The sequence below is a fragment of the Martinezella tropici genome (assembly GCF_003287875.1).
GTDB lineage: Bacteria > Pseudomonadota > Alphaproteobacteria > Rhizobiales > Rhizobiaceae > Rhizobium > Rhizobium tropici_C.
Window position 1 is genome coordinate 124,088 of record NZ_QMKK01000042.1, and the last position, 22,367, is coordinate 146,454.

18 protein-coding genes and 1 pseudogene are annotated in these 22,367 nt (G+C 57.4%); 4 read left to right on the plus strand and 15 right to left on the minus strand.

The genetic code is table 11. The features are described 5' to 3' along the window. Positions 1-103 precede the first annotated feature (103 nt). The 9 genes from DQ393_RS34120 to DQ393_RS16995 all read right to left on the minus strand — a co-directional run bounded on the left by DQ393_RS34120 (position 104) and on the right by DQ393_RS16995 (position 12,479). On the minus strand, positions 104-241 hold the full coding sequence (locus DQ393_RS34120; protein WP_281024015.1) for a DUF2474 domain-containing protein: 138 nt from the start codon (positions 239-241) through the stop codon (positions 104-106). After that, complete coding sequence (gene cydB / locus DQ393_RS16960) at positions 238-1,251, minus strand: cytochrome d ubiquinol oxidase subunit II (protein ID WP_112342917.1); 1,014 nt, start codon at positions 1,249-1,251, stop codon at positions 238-240. The genes DQ393_RS34120 and cydB overlap by 4 nt, the downstream gene beginning before the upstream one ends. Further along, positions 1,252-2,688, minus strand: coding sequence for a cytochrome ubiquinol oxidase subunit I (locus tag DQ393_RS16965; RefSeq protein ID WP_112342918.1), 1,437 nt, complete (start codon positions 2,686-2,688; stop codon positions 1,252-1,254). It lies immediately after the preceding gene. Between the two features lie 100 nt (positions 2,689-2,788). Next, positions 2,789-4,087, minus strand: coding sequence for a c-type cytochrome (locus tag DQ393_RS16970; RefSeq protein WP_112342919.1), 1,299 nt, complete (start codon positions 4,085-4,087; stop codon positions 2,789-2,791). Further along, positions 4,084-6,354, minus strand: coding sequence for a xanthine dehydrogenase family protein molybdopterin-binding subunit (locus DQ393_RS16975; protein ID WP_112342920.1), 2,271 nt, complete (start codon positions 6,352-6,354; stop codon positions 4,084-4,086). Before DQ393_RS16975 ends, DQ393_RS16970 begins: the two co-directional genes overlap by 4 nt. Position 6,355: 1 nt before the next feature. Further along, on the minus strand, positions 6,356-6,799 hold the full coding sequence (locus tag DQ393_RS16980; RefSeq protein WP_112342921.1) for a (2Fe-2S)-binding protein: 444 nt from the start codon (positions 6,797-6,799) through the stop codon (positions 6,356-6,358). A 223-nt stretch (positions 6,800-7,022) separates the two neighbouring features. Beyond that, positions 7,023-7,784, minus strand: coding sequence for a response regulator transcription factor (locus tag DQ393_RS16985; RefSeq protein WP_245430382.1), 762 nt, complete (start codon positions 7,782-7,784; stop codon positions 7,023-7,025). 296 nt (positions 7,785-8,080) lie between these two features. Further along, positions 8,081-9,457, minus strand: coding sequence for an aldehyde dehydrogenase family protein (locus tag DQ393_RS16990; protein WP_112342922.1), 1,377 nt, complete (start codon positions 9,455-9,457; stop codon positions 8,081-8,083). 145 nt (positions 9,458-9,602) lie between these two features. Further along, entirely contained in the window at positions 9,603-12,479 is a 2,877-nt protein-coding gene (locus DQ393_RS16995; RefSeq protein WP_112342923.1) for a winged helix-turn-helix domain-containing protein, read from the minus strand. Positions 12,480-12,782: 303 nt separating this feature from the next. On the opposite strand from DQ393_RS16995, the gene DQ393_RS17000 reads away from it, so the two are divergent. The 3 genes from DQ393_RS17000 (at position 12,783) to DQ393_RS17010 (ending at position 15,615) form a co-directional block, all read left to right on the plus strand. Continuing rightward, positions 12,783-13,082, plus strand: a complete 300-nt coding sequence (locus DQ393_RS17000; protein WP_112342924.1) for a putative quinol monooxygenase — start codon at positions 12,783-12,785, stop codon at positions 13,080-13,082. A gap of 123 nt (positions 13,083-13,205) precedes the next feature. Further along, the gene (locus DQ393_RS17005) at positions 13,206-14,435 is read left to right on the plus strand and encodes an MFS transporter (RefSeq protein ID WP_112342925.1); all 1,230 of its coding nucleotides are present in this window, start codon (positions 13,206-13,208) and stop codon (positions 14,433-14,435) included. A gap of 76 nt (positions 14,436-14,511) precedes the next feature. After that, positions 14,512-15,615: an NADH:flavin oxidoreductase/NADH oxidase gene (locus tag DQ393_RS17010; RefSeq protein ID WP_112342926.1), complete on the plus strand. Its 1,104-nt coding sequence runs from the start codon at positions 14,512-14,514 to the stop codon at positions 15,613-15,615. A 304-nt stretch (positions 15,616-15,919) separates the two neighbouring features. On the opposite strand, the pseudogene DQ393_RS33870 reads toward DQ393_RS17010, so the two are convergent. Next, positions 15,920-16,081 (minus strand): annotated as a pseudogene (locus DQ393_RS33870) (ATP-binding protein); the annotation flags it as partial. On the opposite strand from DQ393_RS33870, the gene DQ393_RS17020 reads away from it, so the two are divergent. Beyond that, entirely contained in the window at positions 16,072-16,254 is a 183-nt protein-coding gene (locus DQ393_RS17020; protein ID WP_112342927.1) for a hypothetical protein, read from the plus strand. The pseudogene DQ393_RS33870 and the gene DQ393_RS17020 sit on opposite strands and share 10 nt — an antisense overlap. A gap of 111 nt (positions 16,255-16,365) precedes the next feature. Here DQ393_RS17020 and DQ393_RS17025 read toward each other — a convergent pair whose 3' ends face one another. From DQ393_RS17025 to DQ393_RS17045, 5 genes are read right to left on the minus strand one after another with little or no spacing between them, the layout of a single operon-like run. Then, positions 16,366-17,406 (minus strand): 4-hydroxythreonine-4-phosphate dehydrogenase PdxA, encoded by a 1,041-nt coding sequence (locus DQ393_RS17025; protein WP_112342928.1) that lies wholly within the window; start codon positions 17,404-17,406, stop codon positions 16,366-16,368. Continuing rightward, positions 17,403-18,518 carry an ABC transporter ATP-binding protein gene (locus DQ393_RS17030; RefSeq protein ID WP_112342929.1) on the minus strand — a complete coding sequence of 372 codons (1,116 nt, stop codon included), beginning with the start codon at positions 18,516-18,518 and terminating at the stop codon, positions 17,403-17,405. The genes DQ393_RS17025 and DQ393_RS17030 overlap by 4 nt, the downstream gene beginning before the upstream one ends. Then, positions 18,515-20,461, minus strand: coding sequence for a glycoside hydrolase family 127 protein (locus tag DQ393_RS17035; RefSeq protein WP_112342930.1), 1,947 nt, complete (start codon positions 20,459-20,461; stop codon positions 18,515-18,517). The genes DQ393_RS17030 and DQ393_RS17035 overlap by 4 nt, the downstream gene beginning before the upstream one ends. Before the next feature lie 32 nt (positions 20,462-20,493). After that, positions 20,494-21,354 carry a carbohydrate ABC transporter permease gene (locus tag DQ393_RS17040; RefSeq protein WP_112342931.1) on the minus strand — a complete coding sequence of 287 codons (861 nt, stop codon included), beginning with the start codon at positions 21,352-21,354 and terminating at the stop codon, positions 20,494-20,496. Continuing rightward, the gene (locus DQ393_RS17045) at positions 21,354-22,280 is read right to left on the minus strand and encodes a carbohydrate ABC transporter permease (RefSeq protein ID WP_112343066.1); all 927 of its coding nucleotides are present in this window, start codon (positions 22,278-22,280) and stop codon (positions 21,354-21,356) included. Before DQ393_RS17045 ends, DQ393_RS17040 begins: the two co-directional genes overlap by 1 nt. Positions 22,281-22,367: the final 87 nt, after the last annotated feature.

Below are 22,367 nucleotides of genomic sequence, written 5' to 3' on the forward strand. Positions count from 1 at the left end.
GCATTTCGCGCCTCTTGTTCGAGCAAACGGATGCGCCCATAGCAGATCTCATACCTACCGACATCCAGCTTTCCTCGCTTCGTCTTCTACCTAAAAGCTCTCGCTATGAGGTCATGCCGGCGGCCGACATCAGAATTCGTAAAAGCCCAGCCAACACCGCAAGTGTCGACACCGAGAGGGTCCAGATCACCCCCATCCAAAGGATCTGTCTTGATAGCCGAAAAACCGACCGGGATCTCACTCGTGATACCGCGCTTCCGGCTCGGATTTACCCCGGAACACATAGTATGACCAGGTCGTGTAGACCAGGATTACAGGGATGATCAGGAGCGTTCCGACAAGAGCGAAGCCCATACTTTCAGGCGGTGCAGATGCCGTCCAAATCGAGATCGATGGCGGGATAATGTGGGGCCACATACTGATGGCAAGGCCACTGTAACCTAGGAACATCAGGACGAGCGCCAGCACGAAAGGTCGCGCTCCCGGTTCATCTCGTCTCAATGCCCACACCTGGAGACCGGTCGCCACGACAACAAGCAGCGGTACGGGTGCGAAAATCAGGAGATTTGGTAAAACGAACCAGCGAGCAGCAACGCTGTTGTGAACAAGCGGCGTCCAAATGCTGACTATCACGATCATGAGGAAAAGTGCGACTGATGTGCACTGCCCAAGCATGCGCATTCTATTGTGCAGATCGCCCGTCGTGCGCATCACCAGCCAGGTTGATCCGAGCATCATATAGGCAGCTATCAGCGCCAATCCCGTGAAGACGCTGAACGGTGTCAGCCAATCGAATTGGCCGCCGACATAGGTTGTGCCGTCGAGCTGGAACCCGTTGATGAAAGCACCCAATGCAACGCCCTGCGCGAATGTCGCGAGGTAGGAACCGACAGAGAAGGCAGCGTCCCACAATGGCTTTCTTCTGTCGCCTGCCTTGAACCGGAATTCGAATGAGACGCCGCGCCAGATGAGCCCGGCAAGCATAAGCATCATCGGGAAATAGAGGGCGCTGAGTATCGTCGAATAGGCCAACGGAAACGCGGCAAAAAGAGCCGCCCCGCCAAGAACGAGCCATGTCTCGTTGCCGTCCCAAACAGGGGCGACGGTGTTTACCATTACATCCCTCTCGACCCGCTTGGGAATGAAGGGAAAGAGAAGGCCGATACCGAGGTCGAACCCGTCCAGGATAACGTACATCATGACGCCGACAGCAATTATCGTTGCCCACACAACGGGTAGATCGATGCCCATTTAAACGTCCTCCCTTTCGAGCCGCGGCGCAGGATCGATATCATCAGGCGTAGCGGAAAGTGGTCGCGCTGGCCTTCGGACCTGCCCTGGCTCCTGCGGTGGCTTCTCCGTGCCGTACTTGTCCGGACCTCGAGCTACCATCTTGAGCATGAAGCTGATCCCTATACCGAAAACAAAGAAGTAGATGAGGATGAACGCAACGAGAGTCACGCTGAGTGCGATCACCGATTGGCCCGACACCGCGTCCTTCGTCCGCATGATGCCATAAACAACCCAAGGCTGCCGTCCGATCTCGGTGGTCATCCAACCTGCCAGGACCGCGATCAACCCCGCCGGCCCCATGAGTACGGAAAAAATCAAGAAAGGCCGATAGGTGAAGAGCCGCCCGCGCCACCGTAACAACAGTCCCCCTGCCCCAAGCAGAAGCATTGCCATGCCCAGACCGACCATCACCCGGAACGTGAAGAAGATTATCGTCGAGTTGGGCCGGTCCTCAGGTGCGAATTCCTTCAATCCGGGTATCTTTCCGCGGAGCGTGTGGGTCAAGATCAAACTTCCGAGATAGGGAATCTCGATCGAGTACTTCGTCTCTTCGGCCTGCATATCCGGAATTCCGAAGGCGATGAGGGGCAAGCTGGTCTCCTTTGGATCATTCTCCCAATGGCCTTCGATAGCGGCGATTTTCGCCGGCTGATGTTTCAAAGTGTTCAGGCCATGGGCGTCGCCAACTACGATTTGTAGTGGAGCAACGAAAAGGAGCAGCCACAACGCCATTGAGAACATCTTCCGGACCGCAGGCGTGTCGTTGCCTCGCAATAGATGAAAAGCGCCTGACGCGCTGACGAAGAGCGCTGTGGAAAGGTACGCCGCCAGCGTCATATGGACCAGTCTATAAGGAAATGACGGGTTGAAGATCACCGCGAGCCAGTCCGTGGGAACGATACGGCCGTCAACGATTGCGTAGCCCTGCGGTGTTTGCATCCAGCTGTTGGAGGCCAGTATCCATGTCGTCGAAATTAAGGTACCGACAGCGACCATCGTCGTTGCGAACATGTGCAAGCTGGGTCCGACCTTGTTCCAGCCGAATAACATCACTCCCAGAAATCCCGCCTCAAGGAAGAACGCCGTCAGAACCTCGTAGGTCAAAAGCGGGCCGGTAACGCCGCCGGCAAATTTGGAGAACCCGCTCCAGTTCGTTCCGAACTCGTAGGCCATTACAATCCCGGAAACGACCCCCATTGCGAAGTTGACCGCAAAGATCTTCGACCAGAAATGATAGAGCTTCTGATACACGTCGTTTCTGCGGGCGAGCCATAGTGCCTCAAGAACAACAAGATAGCTTGCGAGCCCGATGGTGATCGTCGGGAAGATAATGTGAAATCCAACCGTGAACGCGAACTGTATGCGAGCGAGTTCAAGTGCGGTGAAATCGAACATCACGAACCTCCCGTGTGGCTTGAGCCAAATGGATCCTCTGCGGCAGACCGGGGCCCTCCATCGGGAGCAAGGCATCTGGACGCACTATCAGCCGAATCCGTCATCGAGCCTTCTCCACGTCGTTCGGCGTTACGCTTCCTCTCTTTCCTCCGAAATGCCCGATGACATAGTTGGCGAGTGCAGCAATTTCCGCGTCCGACAGAGATCTTGCGAAACCAGGCATGGCCGTCGCCGCCGAGCCGTTCGGATCCGAGGTGCCTTTCAGGATCACTTGCACCAGATTTGCGCCGGTCTCGTCAGCCACAGAATGTGAGCCTGTTAACGCCGCTCGCGCGCTGTTTTGTCCACTTCCGTCCCAGCCGTGGCAACTTGCGCATGCTCCGGCGAATATCTTGCGACCCAAACCGCCAGGCCCATCGACCGGCTTCCATGGTTCGGAGGCCGATGCCGGCGTGGCGCCAGCGGTGATGATGCTGCTTGCATAGCTGCTTTTCCGCGGCTCGACTGATCTCAAGTAAGTGACGATTGCATCGATATCCGTTTCCGGCAGATGGCTTAGGCTGAGATCTATGGCCTGTCGCATAGCTCCTGCGGCAGGCCCGCGGCCATGTGCGAACCCTTTCCAAATATACGATTTGATCTGTTCGTCAGACCAGCTTCCGATGCCCGTTTCAAGGTCGGGCGTGATGTTCCAGGCAGTCCACCCCTCGAGACTGCCGCCCGACAACGCACTCCCCTGCTTCCTTTGAAACATCAGGCCGCGCGGAGTGTGGCATTCGCCACAATGAGCCAAAGCCTCGACTAGGTAAGCGCCGTTATTCCAGGCTTCACTCTTGCCGGCGTCTGTCTTGAACGGAGCCGAGGGCACGAACAACAGCTTCCATCCCCGCATCACGTAACGCTGGTTGAAAGGGAAAAGCAGCTCGTTCTCTGGAGGACTGCTATTCACCGGAGCAAGGGTGTCGAGGTAGGCTTTGATCGCGAGTAAATCATCCGTCGCCAACAGTGCGTAAGAGGTGTACGGAAACGCGGGATAAAGATCCTCGCCATGCTTACCCACGCCGGATCGCACCGCCCGGACAAATTCGGCATCTGTCCATGTCCCAATACCCGTCTGATCGTCAGGCGTGATGTTCGGCGAATAGAGTATTCCGAACGGAAGCTCGAACCCGAGCCCACCAGCGAATGGCTTGCCTCCTGGCGCGGTGTGACACGCCTCACAATCGGCGGCGGTCGTAAGATATTTCCCCCTTGCGATAAGGTCCGGCCCCTTGGGCTGCGAAATGCTCGCGGCAACCTGCGGGAGCCCGTGAGGCCAGAAAAAGAAGGCGGCCGCCCCCACTGCTACAATGAGTGCGATGGATAGAAGCCCAATCACAACTTTCTTGAGTCCGCTCATGGCCGCCCCGCTCGATCGAGGCTGGTCAATGCGATTGTCTCGGGGACCCGGTCGCGGTTGCCCTTCCTGGCCAAGCTCGACTTGTCGATCGGTGTCGAACGCAATCGAACGCCGGTGGCCGCAAAAATCGCATTCGTCAGCGCGGGTGCAGCGGCAGCCGTACCCACCTCTCCAATGCCGCCGGGAGCTTCGGTGCTCGGCATCACAAAAACCTCGAAAGCCGGAACCTCGTTCAGGCGGATTTGCCGGTAGTCATGGAAGTTACTCTGCTCGACCTTGCCGTCTTTGAAAGTAACGCCGTTGAAAAGCGCAGCCGACAAGCCGAACAGCACGCCGCCCTGCATCTGCGCAGCGATGATGTCGGGGTTAATCGGAACGCCACAGTCGACCGCGGCAGTCGCCCGGCGAAGATAGACTTCGCCGTACTCATCGACCTCAACCTGTACGACAAGCCCCATGTATGAACCGAAGCACTGATGGAGCGAAACGCCGCGGCCGTGACCTTGTGGAAGCGGCTCGCCCCAATTCGAGGCGCGAGCTACCTTGTCCAGGACGGCCCTGGCGCGTGGATTGTCGCTTAGAAGTGCTCTGCGATATGCCACTGGATCGAAACCGGCAGCTGAGGCGAGTTCATCGATGAAGCCTTCCACGACGAACACGTTATGTCCTTCCCCGACGCCGCGCCACCAGTTCACGGCCACAGGGCTATCCTGTCGAAGCCACTCCCACTTCGCTGCGGGAATGCGATAAGGCTGGCTGACGGAACCCGCGACCAGATCCGGATCCAGTTGACCTTCAGGCCAACCTTTTCGCGTGAAATATTGGAGGACCGTCGATCCCGTTGTGCGGTGATGGAACGCTTTGGGAAAGCGCGTCTTCTCGTCCAGCGTTGCGACTACGCGATCGCAATAGGCGGGTCTGAACCGGTCGTGCTGGATATCCTGCTCTCGGGTCCAGATTATCTTGAGCGGGTAATCTGCCAGCTTTGCGAACCGCGCCGCTTGCTGGATCGTGTCTACAGCCAGACGTCGGCCGAAGCCCCCGCCGATGAGATAGGAGTGAATATTTACTTGCTCGGCCCGAAGGCCGAGGATCTCGGCCGTGACAGTCTGAGCATCAACTGGCACCTGTGTGCTGACCCAAACATCGCATGCGTCCGCTCTCGCATGTATGGTCGTATTGATTGGCTCAAGGGCTGCATGTGCGAGAAAGGGCAATTCATATGTGGCTTCGATGCGAATTCCACTGGCAAGCTCTTCGTCGGGATTCCCCTGGACTTTGGCGACGATTGGCGTCGCCTTGCAGGTCCGCAGCTCGTGCCATAGATCGGCGGACGACAATGTTGCATGCGGCCCGGGCTCCCATTCGACCTCTAAAACGTCAAGGCCCTTCTTTGCCGCCCAGTAATGCTCTCCGACAACCGCTACCGCGTCCTCAATTTCAAGGATATCGAGTACGCCGGGCAAAGCTCGGGTTTCGCGATCGTTTATCGATTTGACTTTTCCGCCGATGGTGGGACAGATCTTGATCGCGGCATAGCGCATACCCGCCACTGCGACGTCTATCCCGAACTTAGCCGTTCCGTTGACCTTTTCGGGCGTGTCGACGCGCCTCAAAGGCTTCCCGATCAACTTAAATTCGGACGGCTTCTTCAACGTCATTTCCGTGGGGACAGGCTGTGCCCGGGCGAGTTCAACGAGCGATGCATAGGGCGCGCTGCGCCCACTCGATTGATGTAGGACAGTCGCCCGGGAGGCACGGCATTCCGATGCCGCGACCTGCCACTGCTCCGCAGCTGCGTTCACCAGCATAGTCCGTGCTGCCGCACCTGCCTTTCTGAGCGGATCAAAAAAAGCACGCACCGATGTCGATCCACCCGTGATCTGGTTCTTGAGAATCGACTGCCCATATGCTCCAAGATCTGCCGGAGCCAGGGCGACCTCGATTTGGTCCATACCGACTTCCAGCTCCTCTGCCAGCAACATCGCTTCGGTTGTCGCGATCCCCTGTCCCATCTCGGAACTCGGTACGACGAGCACGATGCGGCCGTCTCCTCCGATGCGAATAAAGCCGTCGGGGACAAACCCGTCGAACCCAGAGGCGGCCGCATCAGTCGCGCCTGCCGCCAGCAGCCCTTTTTCATCCACCATCGCGCTGGCCCTCTTCGGGAAGGCAAAGCCCAGAAGAAGCGCTGCACTTGCGAACAGAAATTCCCTGCGGCTGGCCAGGAGTGGGGATGTTGCGTCGAGTACGCCGATCGATTGCATGTCAGGCATCCTTGATCGCAGCGCGTATTCTGACGTAGGTGCAGCACCGGCATATATTGCCGGACATGGCAGCGTCGATTTCCGCATCGTCGGGTGCCGAGTCTCGTGACAAAAGGGCAGCGGCGGCCATAATCTGGCCCGACTGACAGTACCCACACTGGACGACCTCGTGTCTCAACCATGCGTCCTGGATACGCCGACCGGCCTCTGTCTCGGCCACGCCTTCAATCGTGGTTATGTTTCCCTGGATGTCGCCGATCGGAAGCACGCAAGAGCGTACCGGCTTTCCGTCGAGGTGGACGGTGCACGCTCCACATTGCCCCACACCACATCCGAATTTAGTTCCCGTCATCCCCAGAAGGTCGCGTAGCGCCCACAGCAGCGGCATATCCGAAGGACCATCCAGTTCAATGCGCTTGCCGTTTATGGTGGCTGGTATTGACATACTCGGTTCCTCTTGAGCGCAACTCAACGCCTGCGATTGTTAATTCTCCATGCTGATTTATGTAGAGATACGCGAGGCTAAGAGGCTTTATACCGCGGTATAGTCCTGGCTTGGGCCAACCGCGCGGACGCGTGGTATCGAAGACCTCGTACAGCCACACTGTTATCGAAACGACATCCGCTCAGCTGGTTTTAGCGACGTTCTATCGGAACAATACCCGCATTCAGGCAAAGGTCGGCATCACGACGCTCCGAGTATCGGCAGTCCACCCCCGGGGTTCGTTGAAGCCGCCGTCGTCCGCGTTCGCGAGAGTTTGGGACCGTTCGAACGACAGGTGCAGCGAGACGTCCCTTATCAAATCTACCAGGGTCCTCGCCTGCATCTTTTTCATCAAGTTTGCACGGTGCACTTTCACGGTGATTTCGGAAATTCCAAGTATGGCGGCGATCTGCTTGTTCAAAAGTCCGTCGACAACGCCCTCCAAGACCTCGCGCTCTCGTGACGTCAAGGAGTGAAAACGCCGGTCAATCGCGGCCTTGGTACGATTGATGCCGGCACGGTGCCTATACGCCAGATCAGCGGCGCAAACGGCGTCGAGGACTTCCTGCTCCCGGAACGGTTTTTGGAGGAAGTCGAATGCGCCGGCCTTCATCGCGCGCACGCTCATGCTCACGTCCGCGAAACCGGTCATGAACACGATCAGGGACTGCGAGCCTCGATGCGACAGGCGCTGCTGGAGATCAAGGCCACTCATCCCCTGCAGCCTTACGTCCAGCAAAATACAGCTGGGTTCGACCGTAAGTGGAGATGAGAGAAACTCGAGGGCTCCTGCGAACCTCACGACCGAAAACCCCACATTCTCGATCAGATCCGCTACCAGCATGCGAGTATCCGGATCATCCTCGATGACTGCAACGCAGCCCAGTTTATGAAGATCATCGTTCAGAGTGGAACTCGTTGCTCGCCTTGATGCAGAAATCATCATTGGGCTTCCCCTCTCGCGCTTCGACACAAGTCAAGCTTACGCGTGTTTCCCCAAGACAAAAGTTGAAGTCAGTGAAATCGTGTCAAACGGTGCAAAAGCGGAGGCAAACCCCGCTTTGACAATTGTCCGCCGGCGTCTTTCCCACCACGGCGGTACGCCGGGATGAAAGCTTGCACTGTCGACGCAAGATCAGCAACGGCACTGGTCCAGTCATCGCCGGAGCAAGGCGAGCTAGTTTTCAGGACTTATCGACCAGCCGCAGCCATCCAGCGATGGCCGTGGCGCCGTTCGTACCGTCAGGTGTGGAAGACGACCATCTTTTCGGACGACATCTCGTCCATGGTGTACGGAATACCGCCAATACCGTAGCCTGACTCGCGCCGGCCCGCGAAGGGCATCCAATCCGTCCGGAAGGCGGTATGATCGTTGATCATCACAGCGGATGCATCGAGGCGTTCGGCCGCGTCCAGAGCCGTCGAGAGGTTTTGGGTAAAAATGCTCGATTGGAACGCAACCGGTAGAGAGTTCGCCTCCGTAATTGCATCGTCGAGGCTGTCAAAACCGTAAACGCATGTGAGCGGGCCAAAAACCTCGTGCGTCGAGACCTTCGCGGTCTTGGGTGGCTCAACCAGGATGCAGGGCTTCAGGGTCGTCGGCGACAGTTGCTCGCCCCCGAATTTCTGGGCGCCGCCTGTCACGGCTTCCGCGATCCAGGTCGCCACGCGGTCAACCTCTCTTGGTTTAATCAGCGGGCCGACCTCCGTCTCCGGCAAGAGCGGATCCCCAACGATAAGCCGATCGACCCGCTCCCGAAAGAGCTTTGTGAACTCATTCATGATCGATCGGTGGGCATAGATCCGCTGAACAGACACGCAGACTTGGCCTGCGTGATAATAGCCGCCCTTCGCCAGCGGCTCTATCAGTTTCTCGATGTCGGCCGAACGATCGATGATAACTGGCGCTACGCCACCATGCTCCAGTGCACAGCGGGCGCCGGCCGCGAGTTTGGACCGGAGGCTCCATCCAACTGCCGCCGATCCGATGAAGCTAAGAAAGGCGATGCGCGAGTCTGTTGCGAACACCTGCGCCAGCCCGTTTTCTTCCGGCAAAAATGTCTGCACCCATTCGTGAGGCATTCCAGTTTCGTGAACGAGCTTCACGAACTCGATGCAATTGAGTGACGTTGCGGTGGCCGGCTTGATAATGATTGGGCAGCCAGTTGCAATTGCCGGGGCTATCTGGTGGACTACAAGATTCAAAGGGTGGTTGAACGCCGAGATGGCGGCAACGACACCGATCGGCTCGACGAGCGTCCAGGCACGCCGATTGTCGCTAGCCGCAGTCAACCCCATGGGGATTTCCCGCCCACCCCTGGTGCGGAGATAGTCCGCAGCTGCTCGCACGCCATCGATTGCTCTGCCGGTTTCGATCAGCGCGTCGGTTAGAGGCTTGCCTCCTTCCTGCGCGATCAGACGACCGAATTTTTCCCTCCGTTCTTGCATCAGCGCCGCAAGCCTATGCAAGATATCCAAACGCTGATGCGGCTTCAGCCAGCTGCTACGATCCTTGAAAAGTTTGAATGCGCTGGAGAGCTTCTTCTCCAGGGCGGCTGCGTCGTCGCTCTGAACATCTGCAAGGTGCTTCCTGTCATAAGCTTGAACGATCTCGATCATGGTTCTATCCTGCTTCGAGAGTTTCTTTCGCATCGGCACCAAAGCCGAGGCAGGTGATCGGCGGCAGCGATGGCCCTTGGCGTAAGGCTAGCGGCTGCTTCGGGCTTCGGCGAGTTAAGGCTGGTTATTTCGTGGGAAATCATGTTCAGCTTACGAGCGCCATATCTACCCGCTGTCGCAGCAGCGAGTTGGCCGCTCGTAGGTCGGCGGTCTCGAAACCGTCCTGAAAACTCCGCACGACTTCCGCAAGGTTGCTGAAACCTTCTTCGGTCGTTTTGAGACCCATCGACCTGTCGGCGTTTATCCGGGCAAGATGCAGTCGAAGCTCCCACCCCAGCGCCGAGGTTCTTCGCGCAATTGCCGTACCATCGTTTAAAAGGCGATGTACCGCATTGAAGTTCGAGTGTGGCGACGAAAGAAGGATCATAGCCTTCGTTCGTAAAAGCTCCGGCAGGAGGTAGGTTCCCCCAGCGCGTTCGCATAGACCCAATGCAGTATCGATGGCCGAAATCGCTTCGGTATGCTCGCCGGCGATGGAAAGTCCCTCTGCAAGGGCACGAAGGGACCCGAATATCATACTCTGAAAGCCAATCGAACTCACGGATCGCAGCTTCCCTCGCAACAGATCAATACTCTGCTCCGCTTCGCCACGAAGGACAAGAAGTTGGCCGCGCACCGCCATGCCAGCGTCATGGTATCCGGACAGATTGCCATTTGTTGCCGTCAGTTCAGCCAGTTCATCGGTCAGGATATCTGCTCGATCTAGCTCGCCGCTGTACAGGAAAATGAATATGCCCATAAGCAGGCTCAAACATAAGGCGGCCGGTTGGCTTCTTGCCTCCCCGATAGCACTTTCGGCCATCTGCAACGCTGTTTCCGGGGAGCCTCGGAGCCAGGTCACGCGCGCTTGGGCGATCTTCGCTAGCGCAAGATGGGCCTGCTCGAAGTACCCCAATCTCGACGGAGAAAATCCGGTGGTTCGCGCGAGGCTATAATTGTAAGTGGCTGCAGCCTCCAATTGCTCTCCGAGCATATGGTACACTGTTCCCAGCATCCAGCCCGCCACAATATTGTCGTTCGAACCACCGTGACGATCAAGCTTGTGAGCGTAAGCTTCTGCAACGTTGAAGCCAGAACGGAAATCGCCCTGCTTCAGATGGTACAACCCCAATCCCGCCAGCAGATGAGCTTCTATACGATAGTTTTTGAGACGACGACTGAGCTCCAGTCCGACATCGAATAAGCTTGCAACCCCCGTATCGCCGCCATGCCCAAAGAGCGTTGCGATCGCAAGGCTCTCCAGAAGCTTAAGGTGCAGCTCCGTGTTTTGATGTTTGGGCGGCAAAAGCTCTAACGCGCGTTGGCACCATCTTCTACACTCATCGAACTGCATCGAATCCTGGAAGGTTTCGAGCAGGAGACAGCATGTCTCTGCTCCGATCTCGGCGTCTCCGCCTTCGGAGAAGGCCCACTCGAGCGCAGCGCGTACATTTCCAATGTCGAAGTCGTGAAGCGACGTGTTTTTATCCGATCCGCTCTCGCGAGCCCGCATTCTTCTTAGGTAAAAAAGGGCATGCCTTCGCTGGGTTTCGTGCCGCTTGGGTTCGTGCGCCAGCTTGAAGGCCGCGTATGTTCTGACCATCTCCCGGAGTTTCAGCGCGCTGGTTGTCTGATCCACTCCCGCCGACGACACCATGGATTTGTCGACCAGCTCACTTATCGCCACTGAAACGTCCGCATCACTTATTCCGGATCCAGCAACGACATCCGTCGTCGCATCTATCGTGAATTCGCCGGCGAACACAGATAGCCTGTTCAAAACGGTTTGCGTTTGCTTCGACAGCAGAACATAGCTCCAGTCGAGCAGTGATTGAACGGTTTGGTGCCGAGGTGTCGCGTCCCTGTCGCCACGCCAACGGAGCGTCAATTGATTATCCAACAGCTCCAATACTCCGTCCAATCCATAAATACCAACGCGGCTGGCCACCAGTTCTATCGCGAGGGGATTGCCGTCCAACCGCCGGCAGATTGCAGCGACGATGGCTGCCTCCTCGTCAGCGAGAGCCGCTTTATGGCCACCGTCTACGGCCCGGCTCATGAAAAGCTCAACCGATGGCCACGCCAGAGCGTGGTTCGCGGTCATCCGTCCCGTATTGGGAGGAGTTCCCAGGGGCCGCAATAGATACACCGCCTCCCCCGTGACCCGCAGTGCCTCGATGCTCGTCGCAAGCACATGCGTCGAAAGTGAATGTTTGAGAACGAACGAAACCGCATCGGCAACCCCGTTGATGACATGCTCACAGTTGTCGACGATCAAAAGGCTTCGCCTTTTAGAAAGCCATGTAACCGCGTCACGAAGCGGATCTCTGCTTCGCACACTTGGATTGACCGATGATGCGATAGCGGCCGCGACTAGAGCATCGTCCGTGATAACACTGAGATCCACGAACCTGATCTCATCGAAGTTCGGGAGGCTGCGTGCCAAGACTGTGGCAAGGGTGGTTTTACCGACCCCACCAGGTCCAACTACCGTGATTAATCGGCGCTCCTGGACTGCACGCTCCAGCTCTTCAAGATTGGAAGCACGACCCAAGAACTTGTCCGAGCGAAACGCGATCGGAACCTTGATCTCGGGTCGGATAACGGCGGAATCGCCGAAAGCTGCTTCATCGGAAATATCGTCGGAATGCGCAGAGGATACGTCCTGTTGCATTTCGACAGGCATCACGAAGCTGTAGCCCCTGCCCGCGATGCTGGCAATATATCGGTCGCCGTTGACGCCGCAACCTAACTTACGGCGAAGGTGGGCCATCTGGACACGTACATTGGAGTCTTCAACGCTCAGACCGGCCCAAGCACGAGCCATCAGTTCGCGTCTCGAAAGGATCTCACCTTGTTTGTTGACGAGCGCGACCAACATATCGAAAGCACGGCTGCCGATGGGCAGCTCACACCCGTCCCGCTCGAGTATCCGCGAGATCGGATTAAGGCTGAAAGGGCCGAATTTGAAAACGCCGTTCACGACACGCCCCCTTGTGTGACCGCAATCGCTTGGCGATCGAGGCCCTGCACACTTGTCCGGTGTCGGCAGTCTACAGGATGTGAGAAAGGCGGGGGGTAAAAACAGGTAAATAATAGTAGCCGCTACCGCCGTGAGAACTAAATGCCGTCGGTCGGAAGGTAACTTTCCCTGCGTGGACACGATTTCGCCTGTTTAACGCTCTTTTACCGTGTTTTACGCACGTCTTCCAAGGCAACCTGATAATTTGTCTGTCGGTGATCGTCCCGTTCGTGATCGGTAGGCTGTTAGATCAGAGGACACGATATGACAAAGGTTAAGGTTTACGCGGTTCTCACGGCAAAACCGGGAAAAGAGTTAGAATTGGAAGACTTGCTAAGAGGCATGGCTGCACCTTCGCGGGTAGAGAAAGGTAACTTGCGCTACGATCTTTGGCGAGACACCGCGGAGCCGAGGCGTTTCATCCTGGACGAGATGTACGTCGACGCGGAGGCTAACTCCTCTCACCGTGAAACTCCTCATTTTCAAAACTACGTGGGCAAGATCAGCGAACTCGCGGATCGATCCGTTTATACCGTGATAGCCGTCGACGTGATTGACGTATGAGCGTGAGATTCACTGCTTTTTACAACGCTTAATTACTCTCGATCGAGATACGGCGTGAAGATGACGCATCCATCGACAGATACGGGTCCGAAACATTTTTCCACTCCATTAAGGATGCGACCGATGCTCGACAAAGCCTATCACGCTCAATGCGCCGCGGTTAACGTTCATTCCTCCGATCCCGTGGAACGCGGGCGGTGCCGCCTGACACTGCTGTCGCTGGCTTTGGGCAGTTTCTGCATTGGCACCTCCGAATTCGCCAGCATGGGTATCCTCCAACTGTTTTCCGAAAGCCTTGGGATAAGCATTCCTACTGCGACGAACGCCGTGACTGCCTACGCATTCGGAGTGGTCATCGGCGCTCCGCTTGTCACGCTGGCGGCTGCACGATTGAACCGTCGCACCCTGCTTCTCATGCTTATGGCGCAGTTCGTATTGGGGAATGTCCTGTCCGGATTGGCGGCCAACTTGGAGATGTTCGCACTCGCTCGATTCATCAGCGGCATGCCGCAAGGTGCTTATTTCGGGGCGGGAGCCGTTGTAGCCACCTACGTCTACGGCCCTGGCCATACCGGCAAGGCTTTTGCTCTGGTGATGATGGGACTGACCATAGCGACCATCGTCGGCTCGCCGCTCGCGACGCTCCTCGGCCAGACGGTCGGCTGGCGAAACACCTACTTTACAGTGTCGGGCCTCGGCGTGCTATCGTTCCTGGCCCTCATGGCGTTCGTGCCGAAAACTGCCGCTCTCAACGGCAGCTCGGTCATACAGGAGCTTAGCGCTCTGCGTAAGGGAACAGTATGGATGACCATGTTTGTCGCCGCTCTCGGCGTGGCGAGCATATTTGCGATCTACACTTTCGTAGGACCGTTGATCACGGATGTCGCCATGCTGGAAGCAGGATGGATCCCGATCGCACTTGCAGTTTTTGGAATCGGAATGACTGCAGGCAACTTTCTCGGCGGTCGTCTCGCCGACGCGTATCCCGCACGTGGTCTACTGCTCGGATTCGGCGTAGCGGTCGTCGTACTCGCAGCACTGGCCACGTTCGGGTTCAAGCTTCCCATCCTATTCGCCGGCTTTTTCCTGGTCGGCGCAACGATGTTCACCGCGATACCGACTATCCAGGTCAGACTGACTAAATTCGCTCCCGAAGCGCCCACCCTTGTCGGCGCGATGAATTTGGCGGCACTTAACCTGTCCAATGCGATCGGGGCATGGTCGGGCGGCCTCGCGATTGCGAGCGGCTTCGGCATTCTCTCCGCTGCTTGGGCGGGTTTTTGCCTCACGCTCGCCGGTCTCGTCGTCTTCACCGTGACGTTGACTCACCGCCCACGTCTGGCAACCGCTTAGACCATTACACATCGCGGTACTTCGGTGCGTAGGGGCAAACGTACGGCAAGAGGAAGCCGTGTTGGGAGCAGCAACAATGTCCAAACCAAAGCTTTTCACGCCGATAAAGATAAAGGGCCTCATACTGGCCAATCGGATTGTCATTGCGCCAATGTGTCAGTACTCCGCCGAAGAAGGGAACATGAACGAATGGCACCTGATACATCTGGGCAAGCTTTCCCTGTCTGGCGCGGCGCTCTTGACGATCGAAGCGACTGCCGTTCTCCCGGAGGGCAGGATTACCTATGGAGATCTCGGCCTCTACAACGATCAGAATTACGCGGCTATGAGTTTAACCCTCGAAAGCATCCGGCGATGGTCGGACATGCCTATCGCAATTCAGCTCAGTCACGCCGGCAGGAAGGCGTCGACCGAGGTACCCTGGAAAGGTGGCAGCCAGTTTGCGCCAACTGACGGACTCGGCTGGCAAACATATGGCCCATCGGCGATATCCTACAACGCTGACCAGCTGCCACCCGTCGCTTTGGATAAAGAGCGACTGAAACGCGTTCGCGATGCATTTGGAACTGCCGCGGCGCGAGCCGACAAACTCGGCATCGACATCGTGCAACTTCATGCCGCACATGGCTATCTGCTTCATCAGTTTTTGTCACCGTTAGCCAATCAACGCACTGACGAATACGGCGGGAGCGTCGAGAACCGCATGCGCTTTCCCTTAGAAGTTTTCGATACGGTCAGGGCGGCATTCAATCAGAAGCCGGTTTCAGTGCGCATCTCTGCGACGGATTGGGTTCAGGGAGGCCTGACGCTTGAAGAGTCACTCGTGTTCGCACAAGAACTCGAAAAGCACGGCGCTGGGGCGATACATGTGTCCAGTGGAGGCCTCCATCCCGCGCAGAAGATCGCGGTAGGGCCTAGCTACCAGGTCCCGTTGGCACGCGAGGTACGGAAGGCCATTGGCATCCCCGTCGTCGCGGTCGGCTTGATAACCGGCTACGATCAGGCCGAAGCAATCGTCGGCACTGGTGATGCCGACATGGTGGCGCTGGCGAGAACCATTTTGTTCGATCCGAACTGGCCATGGCATGCTGCTGCGGAGCTAGGGGGTAAAGTTCGTGTGCCAAAGCAGTATCTTCGCTCGCAGCCCAATCGCTATCGCGAGCTTTTCGAGACGGAATGACACTTTGACGTTGGGAAATGCCGCTCCCGGGGGCTTGACGGCCGTGATTGATTTGCCGTCGCCCGATGCGATCAATGCCTTATGGCAGGCCGAAGTAGCCTCCAAGGCTTCGTAATAGATCCGCGGCGGCTATTCCTTCGAGTTGCCGTCTCCATAGCAGCGGATTTCGCTCGGGAACACGACGAAGCACAATTACGTTGTTTACCGCAGTTGATTGGGAATCGAACCGGAAATTCATTTTTATCGAAACGGTCGACGCTTCAAGAATATTCATGTCTGGAGACTGAAGAGAAATTCCCACGCGCTAACGCCACAATGCCGAAATTGGCACGGCGGATAGGCGTTCCCCGAAGGGGGTCACCTTGTCATGATCATACAGGACAATGCCTGAAACGAACCTCGCTCCACATGCCTCGGCCAACATTCGCAATCCGGAAAAATCGGAAGTCGAGACGGATGTCGCTGCATATCTCCATCACACCGCCAGGCGACCAGCATTTTAACGAGCGGAAAGAATCCAAGCTCTTGAAATGGTTCGAACCAACAACCTTTCCTGAAATTTATCTAACCTGGAGCGACGAACAGCGAAGACGATTATTCGCACTCGAGGATGATGGCCTGTGGGCATCAATGAATTGATCCGTTAATTTTCTGCAGCGACAGCAACAGACTGTCGAGATCGAGGGACTTTCAACACAGGAGCCGGGCTCGAGGAGCGACAGGATACGGGAATCTTGATGATGACATTCCTCATGATGCATCAATCCTCTTCCTTTGTGACGATATCGCCATGCGTGCGGCAAGCAACAACGCCTCTTCGCTGGCGCGCGGATTGGCAGCGCCTTGTCCGACAATGTCATATGCCGTGCCATGGGCGGGCGTGCAGACGGGAAAGAGCAACCCGCCGAGCATGGTGACGCCGCGATCGAAGCCCATCAGCTTCATCGCGATCTGTCCCTGGTCGTGATACATGGTAAGCACCGCGTGGTAGCCGCCCTTGAGCGCGGTCAGGAAGACCGTGTCTGCGGGAAAGGGGCCGGCAACATCGAAGCCGGCAATCGCGGCTGCTTGGACGGCCGGACCGATGATCTCGATTTCTTCCATGCCGAAGCTGCCTCCGTCACCGGCATGCGGATTTAGACCCGCAACAAGCAGCCGCGGGCTCTCGACGCCCGACCTTCTCAGGCATTCCGACGTCAAAGCGATTTCATCCAGGATAGCCTGTTGCGACAGGTTTGCCGACACATCCTTCAGCGGAATGTGCGACGTGACCCGGGCGTTCCAGATCTGATCGAGGACGTTGAATTCCTTGACCCGGCTTGTCAAATTCAGAATTTCGGCAATGAAGCTGCTCTCGTCGTCATAGCCCGGATGGGCAAGCCGCATCGCTTTCTTGTTAAAGGGTGTGTAGCAGACCGCATCCACCTTGCCGGCTTCTGCAAGCTTCAGGGCATGGACGAAATTGTCGATTGCAAAACGTCCCCCCGACTGGGTCGCCTCCCCAGCCAGTACATGGGCCGGATCGAGATTTTGCAGATCAATCATGACGGATCTGTTCGCAGGACCAATGTCATCGTCCTCGACTGTATCGATATTGAGGGCAAGTCTCGCTTGGCGCGCGCCGAGCGCAAGCACACGTTGGTCGCCGACGACCACCAAACGGGCCACAGCTGCGACCGCCGGCGAGTGGATGAGCTTGGCGGTCAATTCCGGACTTATACCCGCGGGGTCGCCGATCGCAAGCGCGATGAGTGGTCGCTCCCCTGACGAAAGGTTAGCCCCGATCGTCATTGTGTCGCAACCATTTCCCGGGTCGCCGCACGCAGCCTGCTGCCCACGGATGAGAACAACCTCACCCGCGCGACATCGAAGTTCAGCCACACCTCTTCACCGGATGAAAGGTCCGCGCCGCTGCGCTGCTCAATTGTCAGGCTCTCGCCAGTCGGCAGCATGGAGTATAAGTAGCGGGTGCTGCCAAGATACTCCGCGAAATCGACTTTCACCTTCAGGGAATTTTCCGATATCTGGCCGAGTGTCAGATGCTCGGGGCGGATGCCAAATTTGACTTTCTCACCCCCGGCGACGCCGGCCAGGGGATGACCAAGGGAAATTGTGGTGCCAGCCACGGTGACGCGACCGTCTCCGAGGTAGATCGCATCGATGATGTTCATCCTGGGCGAGCCGATAAAGCCCGCCACGAAGAGGTTGTTAGGATCCTCATAGATCTCGTGCGGCGTTCCGACCTGTTCGATGCGGCCATCACGAAGAACCACGATTCGATCGGCAAGCGTCATGGCTTCCGTCTGGTCATGGGTCACATAGATCATCGTATTTCCGAGCTCTCGGTGTAACCTTGCAATTTCGATACGCATGCTAACCCGCAGTTCGGCGTCAAGGTTGCTGAGAGGTTCATCAAACAGGAACGCGAGAGGCTTACGCACGATAGCGCGGCCGATCGCGACGCGCTGACGTTGGCCTCCGGAAAGCTGTCCGGGACGTCGCTCCAGGAGCGCGCCGATCTTCAGGATCTCGGCGGCTGACTGGACTTGGCGCTCGATCTCGTCGGCGGGCGTTTTCGCCATTTCGAGTCCGAAGGCGAGATTCTGGCGAACGCTCATGTGCGGATAAAGGGCATAGGATTGAAAGACCATCGCGATGCCGCGCTTGGATGGATCGACTTCGGTCACGTCGCGCCCAGCGATCAATATATCGCCCGCGGTAACGTCCTCGAGGCCGGCGATCATCCGCAGCAAGGTGGATTTTCCACAGCCTGACGGACCGACGAAAACAACGAATTCCCCGCCTTCGATTGTCAGATCGAGACCATGGACCACAGTCAGGGCGCCGAACGCCTTGCGAACGCCGCGAAGCTCGATCGTCGCCTTTTCAGCCGCCTGCGTCATCTCTGTGTCCTCACCCAAACAAGCATTTCCCCGGGATCGCGATTGTCCCAAAGGTGATAGGGAACGAAGCGCGCCGTCGTGTCCTCCAGCGACGGCGTGTCGGTGCTGTAAAGCTTGCCGGCCCAGTCATTCCATCGTTCGCGTTTCGCTGGTACGTCGATTGCAATGACGGCCTGACCCAGCGAATGAATGGACACCGTCCTTGCCTTCGCGACATCATCGACAAGCACCAGGCTGTTGAGGTCCGCCTTATTGTCGGCTTCCTCGACACAGTAGATCATCGGACCTCTGGCAAGAGCCGTCCGACCCAGGTCTGCCTTGACTGCGGGATTGGCGCGCAGCGCGCGCACATCCATGGGCAGGTCAAGGTGGAGCGTCTCTCCGCCCTTCCATAGCCGGTCGATCCGCAGATAGCCCTTGTCTTCCACGGAGGCGATGTCGACCGCTTCCCCTTCGATCGATAACGACGCATTCCGGCACCATCCAGGAATCCGCAATGCCAGCTTGAAGGATGCCGGAGCATCGACATCGATCGTGATGGCGATACGCCCGTCCCAGGGATATTCCGTGCGCTGCGTCAGTGTCACCGGAACTGCGCCGAGCTGCAGGCGGGCTGTGCTTTCCCCATAGAGATGAATGGCCGCCTCATCGACAGAAACGCCATACATATAACTACCGATAGAAGCCACGGTTCTGGCAATATTCGGCGGGCAGCATGGGCAACGGTGCCAGACCCAGCGGTGATGGTTTCCGCGGCTTTCCAGAGGATTGTCGTAGAAAAACGTCGCTCCGTCGGTCGCAAGTCCCGACAGCGCACCGTTGTAAAGAGCCTGTTCCATGATATCGGCATACTGCCTGTCCGGGCCGCGCCCGAGCATGCGGTTAGCCCACATGATCAGGCCAACAGACGCGCAGGTCTCCGCATAGGCACTTTCATTCGGCAGATCGTAATAGTCAGTGAAGCCCTCATTGCTTTCAGCCGGTCCGATGCCGCCGGTAACATACATCTGCTTGGTGGTCAGATCGTCCCAAAGGATCCTCAACGCTTCGGTCAGGCTGTCGTCGCCGAATTCGGTCGCAACGTCAGCCATGCCGGAATACAGATACATGGCGCGGACAGCGTGTCCGGTAACCTTCGTCTGCTCTCGCACGGGCAGATGCGACTGATTGTACTCATAGGTGCGGTGGCGAAATTGTTTCGGATCGGCGCCACGTTCGGCGGCTTCGATATCGAAATAATGTGGCTGCTGCCCGCGCTGTTCGATGAAGTAACGGGCTAGTTCGAGGTACTTCTTCTCGCCAGTGGCACGGGCGAGCCGTACCAGCGCAAGCTCGATTTCCTCATGGCCGCAGTAGCCGGGCCTCTGTCCCGGCCGCGGACCGAACATCCGATCGATATGATCGGCGTAGCGGCACATGACGTCAAGCAGCCGGCGCTTGCCGGTCGCGTAGAAATAAGCGACCGCAGCCTCCATCAGATGGCCCGCGCAATAAAGTTCGTGACAATCGCGTAGATTGGTCCAGCGCTGGCCTGGCTGCATGCGGATGAACCATGAGTTCAGATAGCCATCCGGCTGCTGCAAGTTGTAGAACATGTCGATGATGGAATCCATCTTCTCTTCAAGTTCCGGATTGCGCTTGCGATGGAGGACATAGGCTGCCGCTTCGATCACTTTGGCGACGTCCGAGTCCCAGAACATCTGAACGTTGGCAGTGTCGGGCGAGCCGTCCGGACGGGTGTGGAACGGCAGCCGAAGTTCCGGCACCGGACGGTCGGGATCGATCTGGTCGAACATTCCGGCAGCGACGCAGCGTTCGTACAGGATCATTACGGTCTTATCGGCAACCGCCTCGATACGGTCACCCCAGAAGCCACGCACATCGACTTCATGAACAGCGGGTGGCCGGAAGCCGCTTGTCTTCGGTGTATTCAAGATGGTCATATCGATCTACCCATTCGGTTCGTGGATTGGAATTATTTGACGGCGCCCGCGGTCAAGCCGCGAATGTAATAGCGCTGCAGAAGAAGGAAGATGACGAGGCAGGGCGCCATCATGAGCGTCACACCGGATTGGACAGCCCCCCAGTCGATCGTCCCAAACTGGCCGGAGCGGACGGCAGCCATGAGCACCGGAAGCGTATATTTGTTCTGGTCTGTAAGCAGGATCAGGGCGGCCAGGAATTCATTCCATGAGGCAAGGAAGGCAAAGATCGCCACCGTTGCGACACCCGGCAGAACCAATGGCAACATGATGCGATGGAGGACCGCAAATATCGATGCGCCGTCCACCCGCGCGGCGTCCTCGATCTCCTTTGGCACCGCATCGAAGGCGTTGCGCATCATGAAGATCGAAAAGGGCATCTGCAGCGTCACGTAGACCAAGACGATGCCCGTCAGCGTGTTCTGGAGCTTCAGTTTTGTGAGGATGAGGAAGAGCGGCGTCAGGATCGACTGGAACGGGATCATGACCGTCGAGATGATCAGGACGAACAGAACGTTCTTGAAGGGAAACTGAAATCGCGAGAAGCCGTAGCCCGCAAGCAGACTGATCAACACGGAGGCGGCGACCGTTGCCAGGGAGACGGTGAGACTGTTTCCGGTATAGGTCCAGATTCCAGCGCCATACTGTGCAAGATTCTCGTAGTTCTGTAAGCTGAACCCGCCGGTGGGCCACGGCGGAATTGGCGGCTGCCTTGCCTCAATGGAGGGCTTGAAGCTTACAAGTACACTCCAGACAAGCGGCGCGACGAAGAGCAGTGCGGCGACAATCCCCACAACGTTGTAGCGCGCAGTTCCAAGCAAACGCCGAGCAGCTGACATGCGGCTGTGGGCCATCACATACCCTCCGGGTTGCGCAGGAGTCTGAGCTGCAGGACGCTGATGAAAACGAGAATCGCAAGAAGAACCATGGAAAGCGCGGCACCGTAGCCGAGATGGAACGACCCGAAGGACTGGCTGAAGATCCAATAGACCGCCGTCACCGTCCTGTTCTGTGGCCCGCCGTCAGCGATGATGTAGAACTGGTCGAATGCCAGCATCGATCCGGAGACGGAGAGAATGAGCGCCAGAGCAATCGTGCGCCGCATCAGCGGAAGGGTGATGCGGCGGAAACGCCGCCAGGATGATGCGCCGTCCATGCGGGCCGCCTCCTGAACCTCGGTTGAGATACCCTGGAGGCCGGTCAGCAGGATTATCATGTTGAAGCCGGCTGTCTTCCAAACCACCATGGCAATGATCGACCAGAAGGTAGTGTCGAAGCTCGCCAACAGGTTGAAGCGGCTCGCCGTCAATCCAAGATATTGCGCGGCAGGAGAAAAAAGACCCGAGTCGACGTCCAGCAGCCATGCCCACAAAAGGCTCGCTGACCCGAAGCCCACGACAACGGGCAGGAAGAATGCCGTTCGGAAAAGCTTGGTGAGCCGGCGTGACTTCTCTGCAAAGAGAGCCATCGGGAAAGCGACCGCGAAGATCGCCACCGTCACCACGAGGGTGTAATACACCGTGAACCGCAATGACGACCAGAATTGAGCGTCGCTCGCCAGTCTCGCATAATTGTCGAACCAGATGAAGCGCGGTTTGCCGAGAAGCGGCCAGTTGTGCAGAGACATCCAGAACGCCATTCCGAGAGGAATAATAAAAAATATCAATACAAGGACGAGAGCCGGCGCAACGAAGGCAAGGCCGGCCAGCTGTTTACGCCGCAGCCGTGTGTTGCGCCTTGGGGTTGGTTCACCGTTGTGAATTTGCTTCTGGTGGATCATTGCCTTTGGCCTTTTGCCCATTGCACGCGCCTCGCTCGGCCCGGACGGAAGAAGACCGTCCGGGCCAGCTTCCGAGGTAGAGAGAAG

Excerpts from the sequence above, each read along its gene's own strand:
- DQ393_RS16970 (WP_112342919.1), bottom strand. The coding sequence starts at position 4,087 with ATGAGCGGACTCAAGAAAGTTGTGATTGGGCTTCTATCCATCGCACTC.
- DQ393_RS17045 (WP_112343066.1), bottom strand. The coding sequence starts at position 22,280 with ATGATCCACCAGAAGCAAATTCACAACGGTGAACCAACCCCAAGGCGC.
- DQ393_RS16985 (WP_245430382.1), bottom strand. The coding sequence starts at position 7,784 with ATGATGATTTCTGCATCAAGGCGAGCAACGAGTTCCACTCTGAACGAT.
- DQ393_RS17000 (WP_112342924.1), top strand. The coding sequence starts at position 12,783 with ATGACAAAGGTTAAGGTTTACGCGGTTCTCACGGCAAAACCGGGAAAA.
- DQ393_RS16965 (WP_112342918.1), bottom strand. The coding sequence starts at position 2,688 with ATGTTCGATTTCACCGCACTTGAACTCGCTCGCATACAGTTCGCGTTC.
- DQ393_RS16990 (WP_112342922.1), bottom strand. The coding sequence starts at position 9,457 with ATGATCGAGATCGTTCAAGCTTATGACAGGAAGCACCTTGCAGATGTT.
- DQ393_RS17005 (WP_112342925.1), top strand. The coding sequence starts at position 13,206 with ATGCTCGACAAAGCCTATCACGCTCAATGCGCCGCGGTTAACGTTCAT.
- DQ393_RS17040 (WP_112342931.1), bottom strand. The coding sequence starts at position 21,354 with ATGGCCCACAGCCGCATGTCAGCTGCTCGGCGTTTGCTTGGAACTGCG.
- DQ393_RS17020 (WP_112342927.1), top strand. The coding sequence starts at position 16,072 with ATGTCGCTGCATATCTCCATCACACCGCCAGGCGACCAGCATTTTAAC.
- DQ393_RS17010 (WP_112342926.1), top strand. The coding sequence starts at position 14,512 with ATGTCCAAACCAAAGCTTTTCACGCCGATAAAGATAAAGGGCCTCATA.
- cydB (WP_112342917.1), bottom strand. The coding sequence starts at position 1,251 with ATGGGCATCGATCTACCCGTTGTGTGGGCAACGATAATTGCTGTCGGC.
- DQ393_RS17035 (WP_112342930.1), bottom strand. The coding sequence starts at position 20,461 with ATGACCATCTTGAATACACCGAAGACAAGCGGCTTCCGGCCACCCGCT.
- DQ393_RS17025 (WP_112342928.1), bottom strand. The coding sequence starts at position 17,406 with ATGACGATCGGGGCTAACCTTTCGTCAGGGGAGCGACCACTCATCGCG.
- DQ393_RS16975 (WP_112342920.1), bottom strand. The coding sequence starts at position 6,354 with ATGCAATCGATCGGCGTACTCGACGCAACATCCCCACTCCTGGCCAGC.
- DQ393_RS16980 (WP_112342921.1), bottom strand. The coding sequence starts at position 6,799 with ATGTCAATACCAGCCACCATAAACGGCAAGCGCATTGAACTGGATGGT.
- DQ393_RS17030 (WP_112342929.1), bottom strand. The coding sequence starts at position 18,518 with ATGACGCAGGCGGCTGAAAAGGCGACGATCGAGCTTCGCGGCGTTCGC.